This window comes from Streptomyces sp. Pv4-95, assembly GCF_045782725.1.
GTDB lineage: Bacteria > Actinomycetota > Actinomycetes > Streptomycetales > Streptomycetaceae > Streptomyces.
The window spans coordinates 5,355,794-5,380,735 of record NZ_CP127172.1 but is presented as its reverse complement, the minus strand read 5'-3'; the positions used below and the strand labels follow the sequence as shown (position 1 = coordinate 5,380,735).

General features: G+C 72.2%; 19 protein-coding genes and 1 tRNA gene. 13 read left to right on the top strand and 7 right to left on the bottom strand.

The features are described 5' to 3' along the window. Position 1 precedes the first annotated feature (1 nt). A complete protein-coding gene (locus tag QOM21_RS23575) occupies positions 2–2,713 on the top strand; it encodes an SUKH-4 family immunity protein (protein WP_407552974.1) in 2,712 nt (903 codons plus the stop codon). 60 nt (positions 2,714–2,773) lie between these two features. Beyond that, the gene (locus QOM21_RS23570) at positions 2,774–3,787 is read left to right on the top strand and encodes an SUKH-4 family immunity protein (RefSeq protein WP_407552972.1); all 1,014 of its coding nucleotides are present in this window, start codon (positions 2,774–2,776) and stop codon (positions 3,785–3,787) included. A gap of 117 nt (positions 3,788–3,904) precedes the next feature. Here QOM21_RS23570 and speB read toward each other — a convergent pair whose 3' ends face one another. Beyond that, entirely contained in the window at positions 3,905–4,873 is a 969-nt protein-coding gene (speB, locus tag QOM21_RS23565; protein ID WP_407552970.1) for an agmatinase, read from the bottom strand. 272 nt (positions 4,874–5,145) lie between these two features. Between speB and QOM21_RS23560 the strand changes: the two genes are divergently transcribed. Beyond that, positions 5,146–5,943, top strand: a complete 798-nt coding sequence (locus QOM21_RS23560; RefSeq protein ID WP_407552968.1) for a phosphatase — start codon at positions 5,146–5,148, stop codon at positions 5,941–5,943. 24 nt (positions 5,944–5,967) lie between these two features. Here the strand turns inward: QOM21_RS23560 and QOM21_RS23555 are convergent, their stop codons facing one another. The 3 genes from QOM21_RS23555 to QOM21_RS23545 all read right to left on the bottom strand — a co-directional run bounded on the left by QOM21_RS23555 (position 5,968) and on the right by QOM21_RS23545 (position 8,904). Beyond that, on the bottom strand, positions 5,968–6,885 hold the full coding sequence (locus QOM21_RS23555) for an acyl-CoA thioesterase (protein ID WP_407552966.1): 918 nt from the start codon (positions 6,883–6,885) through the stop codon (positions 5,968–5,970). A 46-nt stretch (positions 6,886–6,931) separates the two neighbouring features. Next, positions 6,932–8,089, bottom strand: coding sequence for an acyl-CoA dehydrogenase family protein (locus QOM21_RS23550; RefSeq protein WP_407552964.1), 1,158 nt, complete (start codon positions 8,087–8,089; stop codon positions 6,932–6,934). A gap of 188 nt (positions 8,090–8,277) precedes the next feature. Next, a complete protein-coding gene (locus QOM21_RS23545) occupies positions 8,278–8,904 on the bottom strand; it encodes a TetR/AcrR family transcriptional regulator (RefSeq protein ID WP_407552962.1) in 627 nt (208 codons plus the stop codon). 133 nt (positions 8,905–9,037) lie between these two features. Here QOM21_RS23545 and QOM21_RS23540 point away from each other — a divergent pair, with 133 nt between their 5' ends. Genes QOM21_RS23540 through QOM21_RS23525 form a run of 4 tightly spaced genes read left to right on the top strand, consistent with a single transcriptional unit; the run spans position 9,038 to position 14,842 of the window. Further along, a complete protein-coding gene (locus QOM21_RS23540) occupies positions 9,038–10,669 on the top strand; it encodes a carboxyl transferase domain-containing protein (RefSeq protein ID WP_407552960.1) in 1,632 nt (543 codons plus the stop codon). Positions 10,670–10,686: 17 nt separating this feature from the next. Beyond that, positions 10,687–12,744, top strand: a complete 2,058-nt coding sequence (locus tag QOM21_RS23535; protein WP_407552958.1) for a biotin carboxylase N-terminal domain-containing protein — start codon at positions 10,687–10,689, stop codon at positions 12,742–12,744. Then, on the top strand, positions 12,741–13,682 hold the full coding sequence (locus tag QOM21_RS23530) for a hydroxymethylglutaryl-CoA lyase (RefSeq protein ID WP_407552956.1): 942 nt from the start codon (positions 12,741–12,743) through the stop codon (positions 13,680–13,682). The genes QOM21_RS23535 and QOM21_RS23530 overlap by 4 nt, the downstream gene beginning before the upstream one ends. A gap of 5 nt (positions 13,683–13,687) precedes the next feature. After that, complete coding sequence (locus QOM21_RS23525) at positions 13,688–14,842, top strand: acyl-CoA dehydrogenase family protein (RefSeq protein ID WP_407552954.1); 1,155 nt, start codon at positions 13,688–13,690, stop codon at positions 14,840–14,842. 111 nt (positions 14,843–14,953) lie between these two features. Here QOM21_RS23525 and QOM21_RS23520 read toward each other — a convergent pair whose 3' ends face one another. Further along, the gene (locus tag QOM21_RS23520; RefSeq protein ID WP_407552952.1) at positions 14,954–16,549 is read right to left on the bottom strand and encodes a beta-N-acetylhexosaminidase; all 1,596 of its coding nucleotides are present in this window, start codon (positions 16,547–16,549) and stop codon (positions 14,954–14,956) included. A gap of 204 nt (positions 16,550–16,753) precedes the next feature. On the opposite strand from QOM21_RS23520, the gene QOM21_RS23515 reads away from it, so the two are divergent. Both QOM21_RS23515 and glmS read left to right on the top strand, forming a co-directional pair. Further along, entirely contained in the window at positions 16,754–17,029 is a 276-nt protein-coding gene (locus QOM21_RS23515) for a hypothetical protein (protein ID WP_393895435.1), read from the top strand. A 79-nt stretch (positions 17,030–17,108) separates the two neighbouring features. Beyond that, entirely contained in the window at positions 17,109–18,938 is a 1,830-nt protein-coding gene (gene glmS, locus QOM21_RS23510; RefSeq protein ID WP_407552950.1) for a glutamine--fructose-6-phosphate transaminase (isomerizing), read from the top strand. 331 nt (positions 18,939–19,269) lie between these two features. Here glmS and QOM21_RS23505 read toward each other — a convergent pair whose 3' ends face one another. After that, on the bottom strand, positions 19,270–19,791 hold the full coding sequence (locus QOM21_RS23505; protein ID WP_398559149.1) for a universal stress protein: 522 nt from the start codon (positions 19,789–19,791) through the stop codon (positions 19,270–19,272). Between the two features lie 1,020 nt (positions 19,792–20,811). Here QOM21_RS23505 and QOM21_RS23500 point away from each other — a divergent pair. From QOM21_RS23500 to QOM21_RS23490, 3 genes are all read left to right on the top strand, one after another. After that, complete coding sequence (locus QOM21_RS23500) at positions 20,812–22,107, top strand: helix-turn-helix domain-containing protein (protein WP_407552947.1); 1,296 nt, start codon at positions 20,812–20,814, stop codon at positions 22,105–22,107. A gap of 5 nt (positions 22,108–22,112) precedes the next feature. Next, positions 22,113–22,733 carry an oligoribonuclease gene (gene orn / locus QOM21_RS23495; RefSeq protein ID WP_407552945.1) on the top strand — a complete coding sequence of 207 codons (621 nt, stop codon included), beginning with the start codon at positions 22,113–22,115 and terminating at the stop codon, positions 22,731–22,733. 293 nt (positions 22,734–23,026) lie between these two features. Further along, positions 23,027–23,102 (top strand) — tRNA-His (locus QOM21_RS23490). A 137-nt stretch (positions 23,103–23,239) separates the two neighbouring features. Here the strand turns inward: QOM21_RS23490 and QOM21_RS23485 are convergent. Then, positions 23,240–23,890 carry an NAD(P)-dependent oxidoreductase gene (locus tag QOM21_RS23485; RefSeq protein WP_407552943.1) on the bottom strand — a complete coding sequence of 217 codons (651 nt, stop codon included), beginning with the start codon at positions 23,888–23,890 and terminating at the stop codon, positions 23,240–23,242. A 122-nt stretch (positions 23,891–24,012) separates the two neighbouring features. On the opposite strand from QOM21_RS23485, the gene QOM21_RS23480 reads away from it, so the two are divergent. Further along, entirely contained in the window at positions 24,013–24,942 is a 930-nt protein-coding gene (locus QOM21_RS23480) for a helix-turn-helix domain-containing protein (protein ID WP_407552941.1), read from the top strand.

The window sequence follows — 24,942 nt, the reverse complement described above, 5'->3', positions numbered from 1 at the left end:
CATGGAATTTCGCCTGGTAGGCCGCTCGACCGCAGCGCACGCGCTGGTCACCTGGCTCGCCTCGGAGGCGCCGGACGACCATGTGCGGATCGTCACGGGCGGCCCCGGCTGCGGGAAGAGCTGGCTCTTGGCATGGCTGGCGATGGCCGCCGACACCGACGCCCGTGCGTTCGTCGACCAGTCCGTCGCGCCGCCCCCGCCGCCCGACGCCTTCGACCTCGTGCTGGACGCGCGGGGGCGCACACAGCGGGAGATCGCGGCGGAGGTCCAGCGGTCCCTGCTGCCGGGAAATGAGCCCGACGGCCCGTTTCCCGAGGGCACATGGTTCCCCGCGCCGCTGCTCCACCGGGCGGCGAAGCGACGCGGCACCCCCTTCACCGTCGCGCTGCTGGACACGGCGCGGGCCGGCCGGACGTCCCTGAGCCGGGTACCGGAGCAGCTGACCGAGGACGTCCTGCTGCCGCTGGTGCGGCCGGGCGGCGTGACCCGCAAGCGGGTGGGGAACGGCGCCGAGCCGCTCCGGCTGCTCCTCGACCTGCCGCGGGAGGAGGCCGAACAGCTGGTGCGCCGGGCCAAGTTGCCCGCCCATGCGCTCATAGATCTGGACAGCCCGGCCTTCGCTCCGGACCGTGCCGCCTTCCGCAGCTGGGTCGCCGGCCTGCTGCGGGTCGACGGCTCCGCGTACGGCGAAGCCGGGCCGGAGGTCGTGGAGGCCGCCGCCGAGGCCGTCACCCACAGCTCCTGGCCCAACTTCCTTCTGGCCGAGACGATTTCGCTGGACCTGCGGGCCAGGGAAGAGGTGTGGACACCGGAGGTGTCGCCTCCGCTGCCGACGACGCTCGAAGAGGCATGGCGCTTCTTCCTGGCCTCCTTCGAGGAGGCCGCCGACGATGTGGACACCGCGCTCACGCCGGTGGTGCTGGCCGAGAGCGAGCCGGGCATGCCGGTGTCGCTCGCGGCGCGTGCCGTGTCGGCGCTCAGCGGACAGCCGACGTCCGAGGCGGCGCTCGACCGTGTGGTCCGCGCCGCGGCGGCCTTCGTCATGGAGGAGGTCGTGACCGACGGTCCCCCCGGGGAGGAAGCGGACGCGGCGGACACCGGCAGTCCGGCGGGCCCCGGTGTGCCGGGCGCGCCCGTCCGGCACCTGCGGCTGCGCGACCCCGCCCTCGCCGAGGCCGCCCGGCGTTCGTACGGCCGGGAGCTGCCCCGCCTGCAGCGCACGATCGCGACGGCGCTGGCCCCGGACGCGGTGCTCACCGACGCCGAACGCGCCGCCGCGGGCGGGCAGTCGCTCTCGCCCGAGGCGGAGTACACCCTCGGCCCCGGGCTGGCCCACGCCGCCTCGGGGGGCGTCCTCGACGAGTGGATCGCCGATCCGGCCGTGGCGTTCCTGCTGGACCTGCCGTCCTTCGAGGACGCGGACGGCCACGCCGACCGTTCGCCCGTGCCGGAGCTGCGCGCGCGCCGTCGGGCCCTCGTACAGGCGCACCGCCTCTACGTAGGACCCCGCACCGGCCATGTCTCGGAGCACGCCTCGCGCCTGGGGCTGACCGCCGCGGTCTGCGACGACACCGCTCTGCTGGACTGGCAGCAGCGGCTCGGCATGCCCAGGATCTGGCGCACCCACTGGGCGCACTGGCGGCCGCTGGGAGCCTTCGACCCGGCGGACTTCGACAGCGAGTGGCCCGGCCCGGTGGAACTGCACGGCTGGCGCAGCGTGGAGGGGACCGAGCAGTTCTGCACCCGCGGCGAGCTGAGCGGGCTCTACCAGTGGTGGGTGCTCGCCGACGGCTCTCCCGTCGGAGACGCGTCGACGGAGCCCCCGGAAGCCTCGGAGGAGCCCGCGAAGGACGCGACGGCGCGGAGCGGGCCGGTGGAGGTCGTGCTGGACGACATCGACGGCTGGGTCGGGGTGCGCCCGGTCGGCGAGGAGTCGCTCGACACCACCTCGCTGGTGTGCCCCGAGGAGCATGCCGGGGAGGTCCATCCGCTGTCGGGCGAGCGCGCGTTGCTGCTCGGGCGCAGCGGGATGATGCTCATCGATGTGGCGCAGGGCCGCGGGGGGCAGCGGGCGCTGCCCCGGCGAGTGCGCCGGCGCTCCTCGTGGACGCTCGTGGACGATGCCCTGTGGGGCGGCGTCACGCTGGCTCCGGAGCATCTGGAGCCGTTGTTCTCCGTGGTCGGCAGGCCGGTGCGCGCCGATCCCGCGCGTCTGGGCCCGCTGGCGTCGCTGCCCGACACCGCGCGCCTGCTCACCGATATCGGCCTGCCGGCGTCCGAGTTCTGGTTCGAGGGCCTGGAGCGCTTCGTGCCGACGCTGCCGCTGCTGGACGGCGGCGAGGACGCCTCCGGCGAGGCGTCCCCCGGGGAAGGTGCCCCCTGGCCGGGCGCCTCCGTCCTCGGGTTCGTGGGGGACGAGGGGATGCGGCTGTGCATCGAGCACGGCGGCGGGCGCGTTCTGCTGGCGGAGGCGGGCGAGTTCGTGTGCCTGGTCAACAGCTCGCTCGACGCCTTTCTGCGCTGCTGGACGGTCGCGCTGAAGGCGGTCCTCACCTCGAAGGCACGTGACGATCACGAAGCGGACGAGTTCCGGGAGCACATCCTGGGACAGCTCGGCCGGATCGACCCCGCGTGCACACGCCGTGCGGGGAAGGGCTCACTGGCCACCCTGTGGCCTCGGCTCGTCAGTGACAGCACCTACATTCTCGATTGACGCGCAGAAGCGGCCGCTGCCCGACGCGGGCCGACGACGACGGGTAAGAGGACTCACCAGATGAGCAGCGAAGACAGTTACGACGGGGTGCCGCTGGGCACGGGCATCGGCTACACCGCGGTGTGCCGCTTCCGCGACCGTGACGGGTCGGAGGCGACCCAGCTGGCCCGCAGCGGCCCCGGACGGCCGCACCCCGAGTGGCAGTTGGTGGACCACCTCGCGCAGCGGGGCATCGCCCCCGAGGACGTCCTGGAGCTGTACAGCGAGTTGCAGCCCTGTGCCCTGCCGGGAGGGAACTGCGCCGCGCTGATCACCCGTTCCTGGCCGCGGGTCAAGGTCAGCCACACGGTCGACTACGGCACGGACGCCCGCGCCCGGAACAAGGGCCAGGAGGAGCTCCACCGGCACGCCGCCGACCTGGCGCGGCGCGAGGGCCGGCCTCTCGCGGCCCGCCCGGCGCGGCTGCCGCTCCCGCCGCGGCCGGAGGCCGGTGCCCCGCCCGCCCCTTCGGTGTCCGAGGTCGGTGCCGAGGTGCTCGCCGCGTTCGGCGAGGGTGCGCTCACCCGTCGCGACGCCGAGGAACTCCAGGACAGTGCGCTGCCGCCGGACGCCCTCGGTGTGCTCACCCAGGCCGGGCTGCCGGCCCGCTTCGCGCCCTTCTTCCGGCTGTCGGCGCAGGAGCCGGCGGCGGTGGACCTGCCGCGCCTCGCCGAGCTGCGGGGGACGCCCCTCAAGCCGCATCTGAAGGAGTCGTACGACGACTACGGCTACGTCCGGATCGGCGACGACTGCGGGCGGGAGATCTGCGTCGAGCCGGGGACCGGCAAGGTCTGGGCGGTGGAACTGCGGTCGGGCTGGGCGTCGTTCGTCAACTCCGACCTGGGCTCCTTCGCCCGGTCGCTGGCCCTGCTGCAGGACGGCTGGCAGGCGCGCAGGCAGCTGAGCCCGATCGGCGCCGCGCAGGACACCGCCCGCTTCCAGAAGGAGCTGGCCGCTCTGGACCCGCAGAGCCTCGGCGGGCCCAACCGCTGGTGGTCCATGATCGTGGAGCAGATGTGGGACGGGCTGCTGTGACCGTCCCCGGCCGGGCCGCGTCCCTGCGCGGGCGCTGACCGCGGCCGCAGCGGCGGCCCTACGCACTCGCCGGGCCCCGCCCACGGCGGCGCCCGGCGATTGACCGTCAGCGGTGGGTCAGCCGCGCGCGGCCGCGATCTGCCGCGACATGATCGTCGTCAGCTCGTAGGCGGTGTGCGAGGCGGCCACCGACGTCATCTCCGCGTGGTCGTAGGCCGGGGCGACCTCGACCAGGTCGGCGGAGACCAGGTTGCAGGACGCCAGCCCGCGCAGGATCTCCAGCAGTTCGCGGGAGGTCAGGCCGCCGGCCTCGGGGGTGCCGGTACCGGGGGCGTGCGCCGGGTCCAGGACGTCGATGTCGATGGAGATGTAGAGCGGGCGGTCGCCGATGCGCTGGCGGAGCTGGTCGGCCACCTCGTCGACGCCGCGGCGCATGACGTCCGCCGAGGTGACGATGCCGAAGCCCATCTTCTCGTCCTCGTCGAGGTCCTTCTTGCCGTAGAGCGGGCCGCGGGTGCCGACGTGGGAGAGCGCGGAGGTGTCGAGGATGCCCTCCTCGACGGCGCGGCGGAACGGCGTGCCGTGGGTGTACTCGGCGCCGAAGTACGTGTCCCAGGTGTCCAGGTGGGCGTCGAAGTGGAGCAGCGCGACCGGCCCGTGCTTCTTGGCGACGGAGCGCAGCAGCGGGAGGGCGATGGTGTGGTCGCCGCCCAGGGTCATCAGCCGGGCGCCCGTGCCGAGGAGGTCGTCGGCGGCGGCCTCGACGGTCTCCACCGCCTCGTTGATGTTGAAGGGGTTGGCCGCGATGTCACCGGCGTCCGCGACCTGGGCGAGGGCGAACGGGGACGCGTCCTGGGCCGGGTTGTACGGGCGCAGCAGGCGGGACGCCTCGCGGATGGCGTTGCCGCCGAAGCGGGCGCCGGGCCGGTAGGAGACCCCCGTGTCGAAGGGGACACCGACGACGGCCACATCGGCCCGGGAGACCTCGTCGAGGCGGGGCAGGCGGGCGAAGGTCGCCGGACCGGCGTAGCGCGGGATGCGGGAGGAGTCGACGGGGCCGACGGGCCCACTGGATGCGGTGGTCATGGGGCTGACATTAGGGAGGCCCGCGAGATCCGCACATGGACATTTGCGGGGACGGGGCCGGAGGCGTTCGACGTTTTGGCCAATGGGTCCGGGTGGCGGGCTCCCGCCCTCCGCCGGGCACCCGCCGGGCAGTGGCTCCAGGCCGCCGCCCGCGGCCGCCGGCACCGGACCCGGTCCGGCTCTTCGCCCGTCTCTGCTGTCCCCCGCTGCCCCCGCTGTCCGCGCTGCGGAACTCCGCCGCCCCGGGAGATCCGTACGGGCACAATGGCGCTATGCCGATAGCCTCTGCCGCCGCAGCCCCCACCCGCGCCGAACTCGTCGACCATCTCGTCCGGACCCGGATCGCCGGTGACGTCGCCACCCCCCGCGAGAACAACCTCTCCCACTACCGCAAGCTCGCCAACGGTGACCGCCACTACTGGCTCGGCCTGGAGCTCGGCGACCGGTGGACCGACGAGCAGGACGTGCTCGCGGTGATGGCCGAGCGCTGCGGGGTCAACGACGACCCGCACCACCGGCAGGGGCAGGACACCATCGACCCCGAGCTGACGGTGGACGCGCTGGACCGCGCCGCCGCGGTGCTGCGCAAGGCGGCGGCCGACCGGCAGCGGGTGCTGTTCGCGACCGGCCACCCGGGCGGGCTGCTGGATGTGCACCGGGCGACGGCCGAGGCGCTGCGCGCGAAGGGCTGCGACATCGTCGTCATCCCGGAGGGGCTGCAGGCGGACGACGGCATGGTCTTCCAGTTCGCCGATGTGGCGATGCTGGAGCGCGGCGCCACGCTGTGGCACACCCACTCCCCCGCGCCGATGGCCGCGATCCTGGACGGCCTGGAGCGGGCGGGGCAGCCGCAGCCCGATCTGGTGATGGCCGACCACGGCTGGGCGGGCTGCGCCGGCCAGCGCGGTATCGAAGCGGTGGGCTTCGCGGACTGCAACGACCCGGCGCTGTTCCTCGGCGAGGCCGAGGGCACCCTGCAGGTGACGATCCCGCTGGACGACCACGTGCTCAGCCCGCGCCACTACGACCCGCTGACCGCCTACCTGCTGCACGCGGCCGGTCTGCGCTGACCACGGGCGCGGCCGGCGCCGCGGCTACGGGCGAGGTACCCGGATCACGCCTTCCTGGATCACCGAGACGGCCAGCTCCCCGTCGGCGGTGAAGATGCGGCCCTTGCCGAGACCCCGGCCGCCCTGGGCGGTGGGGGACTCCTGGTCGTACAGCAGCCAGTCGTCGGCGCGCAGCGGGCGGTGGAACCACATCGCGTGGTCCAGGCTCGCGCCGACCACATCGCCGACCGCCCAGCCGCCCCGGCCGTGCGCGAGCAGCACCGAGTCCAGCAGGGTCATGTCGGAGACGTAGGTGACCAGGCAGATGTCGAGCAGGGGCCGGGTGAGGGCGTCCTCCCCGTCGGCGCCTGCTCCTCTGACGGCCGCGTCGAGCGCGCCGTTGGTGCGGAACCAGACCTGCGAGCGTGGCTCGCGCGCCTCGCCGACGCTGCCGAACGGCGGCTCGTCGACATACCGCAGGTCGACGGCGGCACGCGCCTCCAGCAGCCGCTCGACGACACCCGGCTCGACGAACCGGTCGGCGTAGCGGGGCAGCATCTCGGCGGCGGTGGGCAGCGTCAGCGGGTCGGGAGCCTTCGGCATCGGCTCCTGATGCTCCAGCCCCTCCTCGTGGATCTGGAACGACGCCGAGAGGTGGAAGATCGGCTGCCCGTGCTGGACGGCGACCACCCTGCGCGTGGTGAAGGAGCGTCCGTCGCGGATCCGGTCGACCGTGTAGACGATCGGGGCGCCGGGGTCGCCCGGCCGCAGGAAGTACGCGTGCAGGGAGTGCGGCGGGCGGTCGGCCGGGACCGTCCGCCCGGCCGCCACCAGCGCCTGAGCGGCGACCTGCCCGCCGAAGACCCGCGGCACGACCGCGGCGCGGCTCAGGCCGCGGAAGATGTCCTGCTCGATCCGCTCCAGGTCGAGCAGGTCGAGCAGGGACCGCAGGGCTTCGTTCACGTGCGTGCGCTTTCGCTCAGGGCTCGGTGATACGGGCGCTAACGGCTCACAGGCCCATGTTCTTGGCGATGATCGTCTTCATGACCTCGCTGGTGCCGCCGTAGATCCGGTTGACCCGGTTGTCGGCGTACAGGCGGGCGATCGGGTACTCGTTCATGTAGCCGTAACCGCCGTGCAGCTGGAGGCACTTGTCGATGACGCGGTGGGCGACCTCGGTGGTGAAGAGCTTGGCGGAGGCGGCCTCTGCCGCGGTCAGCTCGCCCGCGTCGAGGGCTTCCAGGGCGCGGTCGGCGACGGCCTCGGCGGCGTCCACCTCGGCCTGGCAGGCGGCCAGCTCGAACTTGGTGTTCTGGAAGGCGGCGACCGGCTTGCCGAAGACGGTGCGCTCCTGCACGTACTCCTTGGCGAACCGGACGGCGGCCTTGGCCTGCGCGTAGGCGCCGAAGGCGATGCCCCAGCGCTCGGAGGCGAGGTTGTGGCCCAGGTAGCCGAAGCCCTTGTTCTCCTCGCCGAGCAGGTCCTCCACCGGGACCTTGACGTCGACGAAGGCCAGCTCGGCGGTGTCGGAGACCTTCAGGCCGAGCTTGTCCAGCTTGCGGCCGACGGAGTAGCCCTGGGCCTTGGTGTCCACGGCGAAGAGGGAGATGCCGAACCGGCGGTCGTCCTCGCGGGGGGCGGCGGTGCGGGCGCAGACGATGACGCGGTCGGCGTGCACGCCGCCGGTGATGAAGGTCTTGGCGCCGTTGAGGATGTAGTGCGTACCGTCGTCCGACAGCTTCGCGGTGGTCTTCATGCCCGCGACGTCGGAGCCGGTGCCGGGCTCGGTCATCGCCAGCGCCCACATCTCCTCGCCGCTGACGAACTTCGGCAGGAAGCGCTTCTTCTGCTCGTCGGTGGCGAGCATCTCGATGTACGGCAGGCCGAGCAGCACGTGCACGCCGGAACCACCGAAGGTCACGCCCGCGCGGGCGGTCTCCTCGTACATCACGGCCTCGAACTTGTGCGACTCGATGCCGGCGCCGCCGTACTCCTCGGGGACCCGGATACCGAAGACGCCCAGCTCGCCGAGCTTGTAGTAGAAGTCCCGCGGCGCCTGGCCGGCGGCGTACCACTCGTCGTAGACGGGGACGACCTCGGCCTCTATGAAGGCGCGGATGGTGTCGCGGAACGCCTCGTGATCCTCGTTGAACACCGTACGACGCATGCCCATGGCCTCCTTGACCGCCGCATATGGCTAAGCGCTTGCTCAGCCCTCTCGTCAGCGAAAGCTACCGGCCGGTCACCAGGACTGTCCAGAGGTAGCGCCCGGTCCACCGTGCGGTGTGCGACACGTCTCCACCGGGAACCCGCCGCACCGGCCCGGGAGGCTCCGGGCGGCCGGCGGCGCCCCGCCTACGCCCCCGCCGCCCCCGCCGCCACGGGCTCCGCGGCCACCGCGCCGAACGCCCCCAGCGCCAGCCGGTGCAGCAGTTCGGCCATTTCGGTACGGCCCGGGAGCGCGCCCGGCCTGCCCAGGTGCGGGGTGGAGTTCAGCAGCCCGAAGACGGCGTGCACGGCGGCGCGCGCCTGCGACTCGGTCGAGCCGGGGTGCACCCGGCGCACGACCTCCACCCACAGCTCGACGTACTGCCGCTGCAACTGGCGCACCCGCTTGCGGTCCGCCTCCCGCAGCCGGTCCAGCTCACGGTCGTGGACGGTGATCAGCGGGCGGTCGTCCAGCGCGAAGTCGATATGGCCGTCGATCAGCGCGTCCAGCACCGCCTCGGGGCTCTCGCCGCCCTCCGCGACCCGCATCCGCCCGCCCTCCAGCAGCCGCTCACTGATGCCGACGAGCAGTTCGGCGAGCATCGCGTCCTTGCCGGCGAAGTGGCGGTAGAGGCCCGGGCCGGAGATGCCCACGGCCGCCCCTATCTCGTCCACCCCGACGCCGTGGAAGCCGCGCTCCGCGAAGAGCCGGGCCGCCTCCTTGAGGATCTGCTCGCGGCGGCTGGTCGCGGCGGGCGCATGCGCATTGTTCATGCCGTCAATTGTAGACAGCCGGGTTAGTGCTCGTTAACCTGAAGGAAATGAGGTTAACGCCCATTAACAACGTGCCGTCGCCCCGCACCCCGTGGCGGCCGCGGCAGGTGACCGAGCAAGGGGGCTCGTACTGATGGAGCAGGCACCGGTGCTGGGGAGTGCCGCCGATCCGGCGTCCGACTCCTGGCGGGCCAACGAGGCCGCGCACCGCGAGCTGACCGCCCGGCTGCGCGAGAAGCTCGCGGCGGCCCGGCTGGGCGGCGGCGAGAAGGCCAGGGCGCGGCACACCGCGCGCGGCAAGCTGCTGCCGCGGGACCGGGTGGACGCCCTCCTGGACCCCGGCTCGCCGCTGCTGGAGCTGGCGCCGCTGGCCGCCGACGGGATGTATGGCGGGGGCGCGCCCGCCGCCGGCGTGATCGCCGGGATCGGCCGGGTCTCCGGCCGCGAGACGGTGATCGTCGCCAACGACGCCACGGTCAAGGGCGGCACGTACTACCCCATGACCGTCAAGAAGCATCTGCGGGCGCAGGAGATCGCCCTGGAGAACCGCCTGCCGTGCCTGTATCTGGTGGACTCCGGCGGCGCCTTCCTCCCGATGCAGGACGAGGTCTTCCCCGACCGCGATCACTTCGGGCGGATCTTCTACAACCAGGCGCGGCTCTCCGGCGCGGGCATCCCGCAGATCGCGGCCGTGCTCGGGTCCTGCACCGCAGGCGGCGCCTACGTCCCGGCGATGAGCGACGAGGCCGTCATCGTGCGCGAGCAGGGCACGATCTTCCTCGGCGGCCCGCCGCTGGTGAAGGCCGCCACCGGTGAGGTCGTCACCGCCGAGGAGCTTGGCGGCGGCGAGGTGCACGCCAAGACCTCCGGTGTCACCGACCACCTCGCCGAGGACGACGCGCACGCCCTGCGCATCGTGCGCACCATCGTCTCCACCCTCGGCGACCGCGGCCCGCTGCCGTGGTCGGTGCGGCCCGTCGAGGAGCCCAAGGTCGATCCGGCCGGCCTCTACGGCGCGGTGCCCGCCGACTCCCGCACCCCCTACGACGTCCGCGAGGTCATCGCCCGGCTCGTCGACGGCTCCCGCTTCGCGGAGTTCAAGGCCGAGTACGGCACGACCCTGGTCACCGGCTTCGCGCATCTGCACGGCCACCCGGTGGGCATCGTCGCCAACAACGGCATCCTGTTCTCCGAATCCGCCCAGAAGGGCGCCCACTTCATCGAGCTGTGCGACCAGCGCGGCATCCCGCTGCTGTTCCTGCAGAACATCTCCGGCTTCATGGTCGGCCGCTCCTACGAGGCGGGCGGCATCGCCAAGCACGGCGCGAAGATGGTGACCGCGGTCGCCTGCACCCGGGTGCCCAAGCTGACGGTCGTCATCGGCGGCTCCTACGGCGCGGGCAACTACTCCATGTGCGGCCGGGCCTACTCCCCCCGCTTCCTGTGGATGTGGCCGAACGCCAAGATCTCGGTGATGGGCGGCGAGCAGGCCGCCTCCGTCCTCGCCACCGTCAAGCGCGATCAGCTGGAGGCGCGCGGCGAGGAGTGGAGCGCGGCGGACGAGGACGCCTTCAAGGACCCGATCCGCGAGCAGTACGACACCCAGGGCAATGCCTACTACGCGACCGCCCGGCTGTGGGACGACGGCGTGATCGATCCGCTGGAGACCCGGCAGGTGCTGGGACTGGCGCTCACCGCCTGCGCCAACGCGCCGGTCCCCGAACGGGACGGCGCGGCCACCGGCTACGGCGTCTTCCGGATGTGAGAGGGATGTCCACAGGTATGTCCACGACGATGTTCGACACGGTCCTGGTCGCCAACCGCGGCGAGATCGCGGTCCGCGTCATCCGCACACTGCGCGCCCTCGGCATCCGCTCCGTCGCCGTCTTCAGCGACGCCGACGCGGAAGCCCGGCATGTCCGCGAGGCCGACACGGCGGTGCGGCTCGGGCCCGCGCCGGCCGCCGAGAGCTATCTCGCCGTCGACCGGCTCCTGGAAGCCGCGGCGCGCAGCGGGGCGCAGGCCGTCCACCCCGGCTACGGCTTCCTCGCCGAGAACGCCGGCTTCGCACGGGCCTGCGCGGACGCCGGGCTGGTCTTCATCGGCCCGTCCGCCGAGGCCATCGATCTGATGGGCGACAAGATCCGCGCCAAGGAGACGGTGCGGACGGCCGGGGTGCCGGTCGTACCCGGCTCCTCGGGCAGCGGCCTGAGCGATGACCAACTGGCCGCCGCGGCCCGCGAGATCGGCATGCCCGTGCTGCTCAAGCCGTCCGCGGGCGGCGGCGGCAAGGGCATGCGGCTGGTGCGTGACGCGGCGCTGCTCGCCGACGAGATCGCCGCCGCCCGCCGCGAGGCGCGCGGCTCCTTCGGCGACGACACGCTGCTCGTCGAGCGCTGGATCGACCGCCCCCGGCACATCGAGATCCAGGTGCTCGCGGACGGCCACGGCAACGTGCTCCACCTCGGCGAGCGGGAGTGCTCGCTGCAGCGCCGTCACCAGAAGGTGATCGAGGAGGCCCCTTCGGTGCTGCTCGACGAGGCCACCCGCGCCGCGATGGGCGAGGCGGCCGTGCAGGCGGCCCGCTCCTGCGGCTACCGCGGCGCGGGCACGGTCGAGTTCATCGTCCCGGGCAAGGACCCGTCGGCGTACTGCTTCATGGAGATGAACACCCGTCTCCAGGTCGAGCACCCGGTGACCGAACTCATCACCGGCCTCGACCTGGTGGAGTGGCAGCTGCGGGTCGCGGCGGGCGAGCGGCTGCCGTTCCGCCAGCAGGACATCACCTTCACCGGGCACGCGGTCGAGGCCCGGATCTGCGCCGAGGACCCGACGCGCGACTTCCTGCCGACCGGCGGCACGGTCCTCGCGCTGCACGAGCCGCAGAGCGCGTGGGGGTCCCCGCTGCCCGAGGGAAGCCGACAGCTGGGCAGTGTGCGCACCGACTCCGGCCTCTCCCGGGGCGCGGAGGTCGGCAGCCTCTACGACCCGATGCTCTCCAAGGTCATCGCGCACGGCCCGGACCGCGCGTCCGCGCTGCGCACCCTGCGGGCCGCGCTGGCCGAGACCCGCACCCTCGGCGTGACCACCAACGCCGGTTTCCTGCGCCGCCTGCTGGCCCATCCGGACGTGGTGTCCGGCGAGCTGGACACCGGGCTGGTGGAGCGCGAGGCGGCCGGGCTGGTCGACGGCGAGGTGCCCGCCGAGGTGTACGCCGCGGCCGCCGCGGTGCGCCAGGCGGCCCTGGAGCCCGCGACCGGCGACGGCGGCTGGCGCGACCCGTTCGGCGCCCCGACCGGCTTCCGGCTCGGTGGCGAGCCCGCCCCGACCCGGCACTGGCTCAAGGTCGCCGGACACGACCCGGTGGCCCACGACCTGCGGCCGGCCCCGAGCGGCGAGCGGACCTGGCAGGTCGAACCGGACCTCGTCCGGGTGACCGTCGACGACGTGCTGCACACCTTCCACCGCAGCGGCGACTGGCTGGGCCGGGACGGCGACTCCTGGCACGTCCAGGACCACGACCCGGTGGCGGCGACGCTGCGCGGAGCCGCCGGAGCACACGGCGCGGACACGCTCAGCGCCCCCATGCCGGGCACCGTCACCGTCGTGAAGGTGGCCGTCGGCGATGACGTCGTCGCAGGTCAGGGCCTACTTGTGGTGGAGGCGATGAAGATGGAGCACGTCATCACCGCGCCCCACGCCGGCACCGTCGCCGAACTGGACGTCACCGCGGGCACGACGGTGGCCATGGACCAGATCCTGGCCGTCGTCGCGCCGCACGAGGCGGATCCCGACATCCCGCCGACCGCCCCCGACGGCGAGCAGGAGAGCGCGAAATGACCACAGCAGGACTGCCGATGGAGGTCGCCGCCGAGGGGCTGCCCGGCCGCGTCCGCATCCATGAGGTCGGCGCCCGCGACGGGCTGCAGAACGAGGCGGCGGTCGTCCCCACCGAGATCAAGGCCGAGTTCATCCACCGGCTCGCCGACGCGGGGCTGCCTACCGTCGAGGCCACCAGCTTCGTGCACCCCAAGTGGGTGCCCCAACTCGCCGACGCCGAGCAGCTGTTCCCCCTGCTCGGGGACCTGGACGCGCACCGGCTGCCGGTGCTGGTGCCCAACGAGCGCGGCCTGGACCGCGCGCTCGCCCTGGGCGCCCGCCGGATCGCGGTGTTCGCCAGCGCCACCGAGTCGTTCGCCAAGGCCAACCTCAACCGCACGGTCGACGAGGCGCTGGCGATGTTCGCGCCCGTCGTGGAGCGGGCGAAGGCGGCCGGGATGCACGTGCGCGGCTACCTCTCGATGTGCTTCGGCGACCCCTGGGAGGGACCGGTGCCCGTCGAGCAGGTGGTCAGGGTCTGCCGGGCGCTGACCGACCTCGGCTGCGACGAACTCAGCCTGGGCGACACCATCGGCGTCGCCACCCCCGGCCACGTCCACAAGCTGCTCACCTGCCTCAACGAGGCCGGTATGGCCACCTCCCGGCTGGGCGTCCACTTCCACGACACCTACGGCCAGGCACTCGCCAACACCCTCGCCGCGCTCCGGCACGGCGTCACCACCGTCGACGCCTCGGCGGGCGGCCTAGGCGGCTGCCCGTACGCCAAGAGCGCCACCGGCAACCTCGCCACCGAAGACCTCGTGTGGATGCTGCACGGCCTCGGCATCGAGACCGGTGTCGACCTGGAGCGGCTGACCGCCACCTCCGTGTGGATGGCCGAAACCCTGGGCCGACCGAGCCCGTCCCGCACCGTCCGCGCCCTCTCCCACAAGGAGTGACCCCCATGTCCCTGGACCACCGCCTCCCCTCCGAGCTGGAAGAACTCCGGCGCACGGTCGAGGCGTTCGCGCACGACGTCGTCGCCCCGAAGATCGGCGACTTCTACGAGCGCCACGAATTCCCGTACGAGATCGTCCGCGAGATGGGCCGGATGGGCCTGTTCGGCCTGCCGTTCCCCGAGGAGTACGGCGGCATGGGCGGCGACTACCTCGCGCTCGGTATCGCCCTTGAGGAACTGGCCCGGGTCGACTCCTCGGTGGCCATCACCCTGGAGGCCGGCGTCTCGCTCGGCGCCATGCCGCTCCACCACTTCGGCACGGAGGAGCAGAAGCGCGAGTGGCTGCCGCGGATGTGCAGCGGCGAGCTGCTCGGCGCGTTCGGCCTGACCGAGCCCGACGGCGGCTCGGACGCCGGCGGCACCCGCACCACCGCGGTGCGCGACGGCGACGAGTGGGTGATCAACGGCACCAAGTGCTTCATCACCAACTCCGGTACGGACATCACCGGTCTGGTCACCGTCACCGCCGTCACCGGGCGCAAGGAGGACGGCCGTCCGGAGATCTCGGCGATCATCGTGCCGGCCGGCACCCCGGGCTTCACCGTCGCCGCCCCGTACTCCAAGGTCGGCTGGAACGCCTCCGACACCCGTGAGCTGTCCTTCGCCGACGTCCGCGTACCGGCCGCCAACCTCCTGGGCCAGGAGGGCCGCGGCTACGCCCAGTTCCTGCGCATCCTCGACGAGGGCCGGATCGCCATCGCGGCGCTGGCCACCGGTCTCGCGCAGGGCTGCGTCGACGAGTCGGTGAAGTACGCCGGGGAGCGGCACGCCTTCGGCAAGCCGATCGGCAGCAACCAGGCGATCCAGTTCAAGCTCGCCGACATGGAGATGCGCGCCCACACCTCCCGGCTGGCCTGGCGTGACGCCGCGTCCCGCCTGGTGCACGGCGAGCCCTTCAAGAAGGAGGCCGCCATCGCCAAGCTGTACTCCTCGGAGATCGCCGTCACCAACGCCCGTGAGGCCACCCAGATCCACGGCGGCTACGGCTTCATGAACGAGTACCCGGTCGCCCGCATGTGGCGCGACTCCAAGATCCTGGAGATCGGCGAGGGCACCAGCGAGGTCCAGCGGATGCTGATCGCACGGGAGTTGGGGGTGTAGCGAGCGCTCCACGGCCGGCCCGGCGCTCCCGGGCCGGCCGGCAGGGGCCCTCCGCCCTGCCGCGGCCCGGGACACTCCGGCGGGGCGCCTGCCGACGCCCCGCCGCTCAGCTCACTTCGCGGGCCACGGCACCTCCGGCGCCCGGTAGTACCCGATGCCCATGGCGTCCCAGCGGGGCCCCTGGGCGGCCAGCCTGACCTTGTACGTCTCCCAGTCGTGCGTCGACGCCGGCGACCAGCCCAGCTCGGCGATGCCCGGCAGGCGGGGGAAGGCCATGTACTCGATGTGCGCGGAGGTCGAGAGCGTCTCGGACCACAGGGGCGCCTCGACGCCGAGGATCGACTCCGGCGGCGCGCCCTGGAGGTAGCTGCCGGGATCCCAGTCGTAGGAGCGCTTGGTGTCGACATAACCGGCCCAGGACAGACCCAGCGGCGTGTTCTTGTCGTACTTCATGTCGAGGTAGGCGCGGTCGGCGGGCGAGAGGATCAGCGGGGTGCCGTTCCTGGCCGCCGCGGCGACCTGTTCGCGCTCCGCCGCGCCGGTCGCGTCGTAGCCCCAGTACTGCGCGACGGCGCCCTTCGCCGGGTGCGCGCCGGTCAGCTGGTGCCAGCCGATCACCTTCTTGCCGTACTTGGCGACCACCGGCTGGACCTTGTCCATGAAGGCCACGTAGTCCGCATGGCTGGTGGAGTGGGCCTCGTCGCCGCCGATGTGGATCGAGGGGCCGGGGGTCATCGCCGCCAGCTCCCGGATGACGTCGTCGACGAAGTCGTACGTCCGGTCCTTCGGCACGCACAGCGAGCTGAAGCCGACCTGGGTGCCGGTGTAGAGGGGCGGCGCCACGCCGTTGCAGTTCAGCTCCGCGTAGGAGGCCAGCGCGGCGTTGGTGTGACCCGGCATGTCGATCTCGGGGACGACCGTCAGGTACCGGTCGGCGGCGTAGTCGAGGATCTCGCGGTAGTCCTCCTTGGTGTAGTAGCCGCCGGGGCCGCCGCCCACCTGGGTACTGCCGCCGTAGGTCGCCAGCTTCGGCCAGGACTTCATGGCGATCCGCCAGCCCTGGTCGTCGGAGAGATGCAGATGCAGCTTGTTGATCTTGTACATCGCCAGCTGGTCGATATAGCGCTTGACCTGCTCGACGGTGAAGAAGTGCCGTGAGACGTCGAGCATCGCGCCGCGGTAGGCGTAGCGCGGCGAGTCCTCGATGGTGCCGCCCGCCACCTGCCAGGACGCGCGCTGCGTGCTCCGCGTCTCCAGGCTCGCCGGGAGCAGCTGCCGCAGGGTCTGCACACCGTGGAAGAGGCCGGCGGGGCGCTCGGCGCTGATGGTGACCCCGCGGCCGCCGGAGGCCAGCCGGTAGCCCTCCTCACCGAGCCCCTTGGCGCTCCGGCCGCCGAGCCGCAGGACGATGCCGTCCCGGCCGTCCTTGGCGGTCACCGGGAGCGCGAAGCCGGTGGCGGGCCGCAGCAGCCCCGCGAGGTAGCCGGCGACCCGGCGCGCCTCGCCGGAGCCGCCGGGTACGCGGATCACGGTCCGGCCGCCGATCGTGTAGGGATCGCCGCCGCTGTGCACCGACGCGGGGGCGGGGATCACCTGCCCCAGCGGAGTGGCGGCGCGGTCGGCGTCGGGCTGGGGCGGTACGGCGGCGGTCCCCATTCCCGCCGCCGCGGCCAGCAGCAGCGAAAAGAGGAGTCTGCGTCGTCTCATCGACGGTCCCTTCGGCGAGCATCGTGCATGGATGGTGTGGAGGGCACCTTCTGCATGGCATGGAGCGACCGAACGGTGACCATGCGTACCGTGAGCCTCGGATCTGGTCAAGGTTTAGACCACTTTCCGGCCGCCATCTCGGGGACCTGCCCGATATCGGGCAGATTTCTTGCGTTAGCGCGCCCGGCCCCGCAGTATCGACGAGTGCTCGATCGTCGCCCGTCCCATGAGGACCTCGTGGACCACCTGGTGCGCAGCACGCCGCTGCACCGCGGCGAAGCTGCCCGGGTGGTCCTGGACGTGCTCGCGTACTTCGACGAGACCACGGAGGGCTTCGTCCGCCGCAGACACCGCGAGCTGCAGTCCCAGGGGCTGCGCAACGAGGTGATCTTCGAGCGGATCGCCGACGAGCTGCCGCACCGCGCGGTATCCCCGCCGTCACTCTCGATACGCCAGCTACGCCGCCTCGTGTACGGCTGAAACGCCGGACGCGCGCGATCGCAGTCACCACGAACGCAGCAATGAACACTCGTCATCACGTTTCTCGGAGGGCCACAGTATGTGCGGGATCGTCGGATATATCGGCAAACGCGACGTTGCTCCCCTGCTCCTTGAGGGCCTGCAGCGCCTGGAGTACCGCGGCTACGACTCCGCCGGCATCGCCATCCACACCAAGGCGGCCGGCAAGACCCCGGGCGGCCTGAAGACCGCCAAGGCCAAGGGCCGGGTCCGGGAGCTGGAGTCCCGGCTGCCGAAGCGGTTCGCGGGCAGCACCGGCATCGCGCACACCCGCTGGGCCACCCACGGCGCGCCCACGGACGAGAACGCCCACCCCCACCTCGACACCGAGGGCAAGGTGGCGGTGGTCCACAACGGCATCATCGACAACGCCGCCGAGCTGCGCGCCCGGCTGACCGCCGACGGAGTGGTCTTCGCCTCCGAGACCGACACCGAGGTGCTGGCCCACCTGATCGGCCGCTCCACCGCCCCCAAGCTGGAGGAGCGGGTCCGCGAGGCGCTGCGCCACATCGAGGGCACCTACGGCATCGCCGTGCTGCACGCCGACTTCACCGACCGCATCGTCGTCGCCCGCAACGGCTCCCCCGTCGTGCTGGGCATCGGCGAGCACGAGATGTTCGTCTCCTCGGACGTCGCCGCGCTGGTCTCGCACACCCGCCAGGTCGTCACCCTGGACGACGGCGAGATGGCCACCCTCAAGGCCGACGACTACCGCACGTACACCACCGAGGGCTCGCGCACCACGTCCGCCCCGGAGACCGTCGAGTACGCGGCCGAGTCGTACGACCTGGGCGGCCACGACACCTACATGCACAAGGAGATCTCCGAGCAGGCCGACGCGGTGGACCGCGCGCTGCGCGGGCGGATCGACGACCGGTTCTCCACCGTGCACCTGGGCGGCCTGAACCTCGACGCCCGCGAGGCGCGCGGCGTGCGCCGGGTGAAGATCCTCGGCTGCGGCACCTCGTACCACGCCGGCCAGATCGGCGCGCAGATGATCGAGGAGCTGGCCCGCATCCCCTCGGACGCCGAGCCGGCCTCCGAGTTCCGCTACCGCAACCCGGTCGTGGACCCCGACACGCTGTACGTGGCCGTCTCGCAGTCCGGTGAGACCTACGACGTGCTGGCGGCCGTCCAGGAGCTCAAGCGCAAGGGCGCGCGGGTGCTCGGCCTGGTGAACGTGGTCGGCTCGGCCATCGCCCGGGAGACCGACGGCGGCATCTACGTGCACGCCGGGCCCGAGGTCTGCGTGGTCTCCACCAAGTGCTTCACCAACATGGTGGTCTCCTTCGCACTGCTCGCCCTGCACCTCGGCCGGATCCGCGACCTGTCCGTCGCGGACGGCAAGCGCGTCATCGACGGCCTGCGCAAGCTGCCCGCCCAGATCACCGAGATCCTGGAGGGCGAGGCGGACATCAAGAAGCTGGCGGAGCTGTACGCCGACGCCAAGTCGATGATGTTCATCGGCCGGGTGCGCGGCTACCCGGTGGCGCGCGAGGCCTCGCTGAAGCTCAAGGAGGTCTCCTACATCCACGCCGAGGCATACCCGGCGTCGGAGCTCAAGCACGGCCCGCTGGCCCTCATCGAGCCCGCGATGCCGACGGTCGCGATCGTCCCGGACGACGACCTGCTGGAGAAGAACCGCGCCGCGCTGGAGGAGATCAAGGCCCGCAGCGGCCGCATCCTCGCCGTCGCGCACCAGGAGCAGGAGAAGGCCGACCACACCATCGTGGTGCCCAAGAACGAGCCGGAGCTGGACCCGATCCTGATGGGCATCCCGCTGCAACTGCTCGCCTACCACACGGCGTTGACCCTCGGCCGGGACATCGACAAGCCGCGCAACCTGGCCAAGTCCGTCACCGTGGAGTAGATCCGGAGCCCCCCGGGGGTCGGGAGCCGGCGGCTGCGCGCGAGCCACCGAACGCGCGCGGCAACCGGCTCCCTGTGCCGGCGTCGCCCATACGCCGGCAGGATGCCGCCGCCCCGGGAGCCGTCACCTCCCGGCCGGCAGCACGCCGTTGAACCGTGGCGCGGCCGCCGGCGGCCCGTACCGCGGCGCGCTCACGTGACGGCTTCCTACCCCTCACAAGCGCACAATCCACCTCTACGCATCAGTAGACACGACGAGCCCCCGACGAAGTGACGTGCACTCAGGCGGGGGCGGCGCGAGGGGAGTTGGCCGGTCCGGTAGGTCTGCCCGGTCAGGGGATGACGATGACCGGGCGCTGCGCGCGGCGCGCCAGGCGCCCGGCGACCGAACCGAAGATCCGGCCGACGATGCCGTGCGTGGAGCCGACCACGATCGCGTCGGCCTCGTACTCCTGGCCGACCTCCTCCAGCTCGTGGCAGATGTCCCCGCCGCGCTCGACGAGGATCCACGGCACCTCGGTGAGGTGATCGGCGCACGCGAGCTCCAGCCCGAGCACTTCCGTACGGTGATCCGGCACGTCCACGAAGACCGGGGGCTCACAGCCCGCCCAGACGGTCGTCGGCAGCCGATTGGCCACATGGACGATGATCAACCCGGAGCCGAGGCGCCGGGCCATACCGATTGCATACGCCAACGCCCGCTCGCTCGACATGGAGCCGTCGAAGCCGACCACGACGCCGTGCTGGAAGGCGGGGTCGCAGGAGTGGCGTGTCTCTTCCACCGCTTCCAGGCCCGCCAGAGGATCGGCGACCTGCTTGCGGTCCGCGGGTTCGGGGATTTCGTGACCGGCCATGGGTGTCTCGGCGAGGACATCCTCTTGCGGAGGGGCGAACGGGGAACGGCGATTGACTTGATCCGGCAGTTGACTGAGCTGGCTCGATGGCGGAGCGGGAGCCATAGTTCAATGAGGAACAATACGACTGGGAATCACCTTCCCAACCTGATACCCCAAGAGTACGGCGCCACCCCTCCGCTGCCCAGGTCCCGGCGCGGACACAGTGGCCCGCCCACGGCGGCCCCGGGCCTCGAACGTTCCCCGGAGCATGCCGGAGCGTGGCGCGGATGGCAATGCCCCGCCCTGCCCCCGTACGTACCCCTCGCGGTGACCCATGATCGCCGGAGACGTTGTAGTAGCTGCCTGCGCGAAGGGAGCACGACGTGCCCGTGCCGTCCGAGAGATCACCCGACCCAGTGAGCGACGTGGTGCGCTGGGGGGCCTTCAGCTGCGCGCTGGTTCCCTTGATCCTCCTCGTGAGCGGCACCTCCCTGGCCGGCGCGCTCGGCGCCGCCGCCGGTCTGGCGGTCGTGACCTGCGCCTGCCGCGCACTGCTGCGGCGATCCGAACGGACCGCCGCCCGAGTGCTCACCGAGGACACCGGCAGACACCGGTACAGAAGGGTGGAAAACCGGACGGCGGCGCACGGGGGCGGACGGCATTCAGGACGGCGTACGCCGGTCGATTAAGGCGTCCGCAAGTCTGCGCGCGACCGTTTTCAGCCAACTTCCGGCCGGGTCCACTCCCTTGCCCCCACCACCCCACAACCCTGGTGTGAGCAGGGAGGAAAGGACCGCTGGGCATGGTTGTGCCCTACGGCGAGCGGGCAGAGCCGAGACGCGTACTTCCCATGCAGGCCCGACGAGTGGAACGCTTCGTGATCGAATGCTTCGCGCCAAGTTGCCATATCGACATACCAGCGAGTGGTGAACTTGGCACTCCATCCTCACGGGACACAGTAGATTCGATCTTGGTAGTGACGGCGGGGGAACTGTGCAGGACCGAGAGGGCGAGACGACCGAGGGGGGCTTAAGTGCCATGAGCCAGGACTCCGCTGCCGTACCAGATGCCGCACGCAAGCTCGCCGCCCGACGACGCCGCGAAATAGTCGCGGTGCTCCTCTTCAGTGGCGGCCCCATTTTCGAGAGCTCCATTCCGCTCTCGGTCTTCGGCATCGACCGCCAGGACGCAGGCGTTCCGCGGTACCGGCTGCTTGTGTGCGCCGGCGAAGACGCACCTTTGCGCACGACCGGGGGGCTCGAACTTTCGGCCCCCTACGGGCTGGAGGCGATCTCCCGTGCCGGGACGGTCGTCGTACCGGCCTGGCGCTCCATCACCCAGGCCCCGCCGCCCGCCGCGCTCGACGCGCTGCGCCGCGCGCATGAAGAAGGGGCCAGGATCGTCGGGTTGTGCACGGGGGCGTTCGTCCTCGCCGCAGCCGGACTCCTCGATGGCCGCCCCGCAACGACCCATTGGATGTACGCGCCGACGCTCGCCAAGCGTTATCCGTCCGTCCATGTCGACCCCCGTGAGCTCTTCGTCGACGACGGCGACGTGCTCACCTCCGCGGGGACGGCGGCGGGCATCGACCTGTGTCTGCACATCGTGCGGACCGACCACGGCGCGGACGCCGCGAACGCGCTGGCGCGCCGGCTCGTCGTACCGCCGCGCCGCACCGCGTCCGACCTCGGGCACCAGCGCTACCTCGACCGGTCATTACCGGAGGAGATCGGCGCCGACCCGCTTGCCGAGGTCGTCGCCTGGGCGCTGGAGCATCTCCACGAGCAGTTCGACGTGGAGACGCTGGCCGCCCGCGCCTATATGAGCCGGCGGACCTTCGACCGGCGCTTCCGCTCCCTTACCGGGAGCGCTCCCCTGCAGTGGCTGATCACCCAGCGGGTGCTGCAGGCCCAGCGACTGCTGGAGACCTCCGACTATTCGGTGGACGAGGTCGCGGGGCGCTGCGGGTTCCGCTCGCCGGTCGCGCTGCGCGGCCATTTCCGGCGGCAGCTGGGCGCCTCGCCCGCGGCCTACCGCGCGGCCTACCGCGCGCGTCGGCCGCAGGGCGGCGGGTCCGACTCCGCGCTGCGGCCGGAGCGGGTGGAGCGCGGCGAGCGTGCGGCGCCGGGATCCGGTGGTTCGGAGCGGTTCACCGCAGCCGCGGTGGCCGGTCACGGGCAGACGCCCGCACTGGCGGCCGCGGAAGCGGGCGAACAGGGCGAAGCGGGCAAGCCGCGTTCCGACGCCTTCGCCTCACGGCTGCCGGAAGCACCCGTCGGCAGGGGTGCCGGACGCCCCGTGCTCCCCAGCCAGCGTGAGCGCCCCGTAGGGTGAGGCGTATGAACGATCGCATGGTGTGGATCGACTGCGAGATGACCGGACTCTCGCTGGCGAATGACGCGCTCATCGAGGTGGCCGCACTGGTCACCGACTCGGAGCTGAATGTGCTGGGCGACGGGGTGGATGTGGTGATCCGCCCCCCGGCCGAGTCGCTGACCACCATGCCGGAGGTGGTGCGCCAGATGCACACCGCCTCCGGGCTGCTGGAGGAGCTGGACGGCGGTACGACGCTGGAGGCCGCTCAGGCGCAGGTGCTCGCTTACATCAAGAAGCATGTGCCGGAGCCGGGGAAGGCCCCGCTGTGCGGGAACTCCGTCGGCACCGACCGCGGCTTCCTGCTGCGCGACATGCCGACCCTGGAGAGCTACCTCCACTACCGGATCGTCGATGTCTCGTCCGTGAAGGAGCTGGCCAGGCGCTGGTTCCCGCGGGCCTACTTCAACAGCCCGGACAAGAGCGGCAACCACCGGGCACTGGCGGACATCCGCGAATCCATCGCGGAACTGCGCTACTACCGGGAGGCGGTCTTCGTGCCGCAGCCCGGCCCGGACTCGGACACCGCCAAGACCATCGCCGCGAAGCACGTCCTGCCGGCCGAGCCGCAGTCCGCGGCGGAGTGACGCGGCCGGGGACCCCTCCCCGGCGCATCGCCGGCCACGCCTCGTGGGCTCTCCCGTGGGCCTCCGCCTGCCTTCTCGGCAGGCGGAGGCCCACGGGGCTGTCCGGGCCCTGGCGGGAGAAGGAACCCGGCGGGCGGTCTGCGGACGCCTCGTGACGGACCCGCAGCCACGACCCCGAACCGCGAGACACGCCCGTGGTCCCGGGCCCCGAAACCTGGGAGCGAGCACCCCTCGGGACCCTGTACACTTTTTCTCAGCCGGTGGGGAAAAAGAACCACACAGCACCGGTCATGGTGGGTATAGCTCAGCTGGTAGAGCACCTGGTTGTGGTCCAGGATGTCGCGGGTTCAAGTCCCGTTACTCACCCCACTGTCAAGGCCCCCGACTTCGGTCGGGGGCCTTGCTGTTTCTCCGGGCACGCCGCTGCGGACACCCCCGCTCCGGACAGCCCCGGCATCGCTCCGGCCGGTGCCGCCGCGGCCGCGGTCGGCCGAGCGCACGGTGCGTCAGTAGGCGACGGTGAAGCGCTCGCCCACGTGGCCGGGCTGCTCGATCTCGTCGAGGACGGCGACGGCGTAGTCCTCGGTGGAGATACGGCTCACGCCTTCCGCGTCGACGATCAGGTCGTCGGTGGCCGTGCGGTAGCTGCCGGTGCGCTCGCCGGGCTCGATGGTGGCGGCCGGGCTGAGGTTCGTCCAGCGCACGTCGGAGACGGTGCGGTAGTGCTCCAGCGCGTCGCCGTGCGCGTGCATGATCTGCAGCAGGAACTCCGGGAGGCCCTCCGCGTCCCACACCTGCTTGCCGTCGGGGGTACGCAGCGAGCCGGCGCCGCCGACGGTGATCAGGCGGGGTGCCACGTCGCCCAGGGTGCGCAGCCCTGCGACGAGGGACTCGGCAGCGGGTGCGATGGTCGCGAGGTGACCTGGGCCGTCGCCGCCGCCGACCGCGCTGACCAGGACGTCCTGCCCCTTCGCCACCGCGGCGACGGAGGCCGGGTCGAGGACGTCGCCGGTGGTCACGGTCAGCTCGGGGTGGGTCGTGGTGATCTTCGCGGGGTCGCGGACGACCGCGGTCACCCGGTGGCCGCGCTGCAATGCCTCCCGCAGGATGCGGCTGCCGATGGTGCCGTTGGCCCCGAACAGAGCGATCGTGGACATGGTGGGTCTCCCAGGTGTTCCGTGCGTCCGGTGTGGACTTCCTTTTTCGGTCATCAGCCTTGCTGACGTCTTCTACGCTAGGGTCATCAGCTGGACATTTCGGGGTACCCAGGAGACGGGCTATGGTCAAAAACCGACAGCAGAGCGGGGAGCCGGTCACCGAGATCCCAGAGGTGGCGTTCTCCGCGCCGGCCGGTCGGCCCGCGGGGGTGGAGGTGATGACGCTCGCCGAGCTGCGCGAGCGCGCCGACGCCTGCGGGCTGTCCACACCGCACCGCCCCGGCTTTCACCATCTGCTGGCCCTCAGCAGTGGCCGGCTGACGCACAGTGTCGACTTCCGCGAGCACCTCCTCACCCCGGGTGATCTGCTGTGGTCGCGTCCCGGGCAGGTCCAGCACTTCGGCGACCTGACCCGGGCGGAGGGGCTGCTGGTGCTCTTCGAGGCCACCTTCCTCGACCCGGCCACCGCGGCCGCCGCCCGGATCGAGGACTGGTACGGGCCCGCCGTACGCCGCCCGGAGGGGGCCGCGGCGCGGGCCCTGGAGGAGGCGATGCGACAGCTGCACCACGAGTTCGGCGCCCTGGGCGGGTTGCCGCTGGAGGTGCATCTGGAGGTACTGCGGCATCTGCTGGCCGTACTGGTGCTGCGGGCCGCGCATCCGGCCGGGGCGGTGGACACCGACAGGGACGGGGCCTGCGAGGTGAGCGAGACCTATTTGCGCTTCCGGGACGCGGTGGAAAGGGAGTTCACCCGCAGCCGACGGGTCGCGGACTACGCCCGGTCGCTGGGCTATGCCCCGCGCACCCTCTCCCGCGCGACCGAGGCCGCCGCCGGAGTCGGGGCGAAGGAGTTCATCGACCGCCGGGTGGTGCTGGAGGCGAAACGGCTGCTGGCGCACGGCGACCGGTCGGCGTCCCGGATCGCGGACCGGCTGGGCTTCGCCGACGCGACCAACTTCAGCAAGTTCTTCCAGCGGCGGGCGGGGACCACCCCCATCGCCTTCCGGGCGGCCGTCCGGGGCGGCGCGGTGGCCGCCGTCACTCCGGGCTGA